The sequence below is a fragment of the Metabacillus niabensis genome, assembly GCF_902829255.1.
Classification (GTDB): domain Bacteria; phylum Bacillota; class Bacilli; order Bacillales; family Bacillaceae; genus Metabacillus; species Metabacillus niabensis.
In genome coordinates this window covers 1-1,887 of sequence record NZ_CADEPK010000175.1, presented here as the reverse complement: position 1 = coordinate 1,887, position 1,887 = coordinate 1, and the positions used below count along the sequence as shown (strand labels likewise).

Below are 1,887 nucleotides of genomic sequence, written 5' to 3'. Positions count from 1 at the left end.
AATATACAGAAATAAAACTCATCATCTTCTTCCAATTTCTTCTTTGCTGCCAAACTCTCAAACTCTATTAACTGATCCATAACTGTCACCTCGGCAAAGTAGTTTGAATTTATTAAAATATATTTCACTATTAATATCTAGAGAATTAATATAATAGTTCAGCTCTCCATAAAATACCATAAGTCACATTTCATTTACGATGGTTATCCAAAATTTTTTGTAAAAAATAGACATTGGACTATATATCCAATGCCTTTAAAAATAATCATTTTCCACAACTAAGGCTTCATTTATTGCAGAAATAAAATAAAATCAATACATTTTCTCTCATTATTTTAATTATTCAACAGTGAAATCCTGTATAATCTTTTTTTCTTCTTCACTTAATCTGAACAGATTCATTACAAATTCATCTATTTGAATATTTAGTATTTCCATTTCCTCTATATCCTCTTTTTTAGGGTCAGATTTAGCACTTAGCTCAAGCATTTTTTCTACTAAGCTCGAAAGAGTGCTTCGTTCCTTTTCTGAAGCAATCGGAATAGGTAAGTCCTTTATCTGATACAAGCGTAATTGAGGGAAAGTTTTTCGTTGAAGAAAGTCATATTTATGTATAGCATAGTAACTTTCAACTTTTGAATTTAATACCCCCAAAGCAAAATATGGGTCAATTTTAAGGTTACGAATTGCAATTAGGCTACGTTCATGCATTATCGGCTTGTCTGTGTACATTAAAGTTAATGAATAAGCTGTTTTTCTAGGAATTTGACGAATAAGTAAGCGTTCACCTGTAAACATTTCAGGAGTGCGAGGTTCTGCAAGATGTCTACCATACCGAATATAGTGTGATCCTCTTGAAATCTTATATCGATCAATATGCTCACCCTTAATAATCTCCCAATAACTTTCATCTTTTTTATAGTCCAAAAACCATTCCTTTTTAGCTTTTAACTTTTTAAATTCTTCATCATCACGTGTTTGCTTTGGTTCACCTTTTCCTTTTTGATAAACTTTTAATCCATCCCTAACAATAGCATAATTTGGTTCAAGTACTTTTGAGTTTTCTTCAATCTTTTTAATTATGCTTCCAGCAGAAACATTTTTAGTATTACCCCCGCTTTTAAATGCAGAAATATTGATAACATTGTATCCTAATAGTTTATCGGGGGTGACTTTATTGATTAAACTAATTTCACCGCTTTTTAATTCAGCTAATTGAACAGTGGTTGGCAATGAAATTTTAGTAGTAATAATACAATTATCTACTGATGCATCTTCAAAAATTGTATCCTGTGAATTTAATATAAATAAATCACCTGTATTTTCTAAGAGATAATTCCGTAGTTTATGATATTGACTGTTCGTAAGAAAAGTATTTGGAATAATCATAGAGCTTAATCCATTTTTTCTTAAAATTTTTAAACTCAACTCTAAGAAAAGTGCAAATGTGTTCGCCTGATAACTACAAAGCGGATATTCTTTTTCGAAATACCGTTTTTCAGATTCACTAAAAACACCATCCGAGGAATATATATATGGTGGATTTGCTATTACAACATCAAAACCAATAAAGTTACCTTTATCATCTAAAACTTCTGGAAATTCCATACGCCATTCTAACCCTTTACGAAATAGAGGGTTTTGTCGTGAATAATCCATTTCTTTAATTGCTTCTTTAAGTTTCTTTTCAATTTTATCAAATTCTTTTTTTTGTTTCTTAATCTCCTCTTTAGAAGCAAAAAAATCTGCTTGTCCAACTTTTGCTAAACTACTTCTTAACCGTCTAACTCGCTCTGATTCAGGAGTTTCAATGCTTAATAGGAACTTTTGCTTAATTTCTTCAATCTGATCAATTAATTTTTGTTTTTTTTGTTTGTTATTTGTACC

Annotated in this window: 1 protein-coding gene; it reads right to left on the bottom strand. The window is 30.0% G+C overall.

Translation table 11 applies throughout. From position 1 onward, the window contains the following. Nucleotides 1-339: 339 nt before the first annotated feature. Nucleotides 340-1,887, bottom strand: a 1,548-nt coding sequence (locus HU235_RS12345; RefSeq protein WP_174880402.1) for an Eco57I restriction-modification methylase domain-containing protein, incomplete at its 5' end; no start/stop codon positions are given.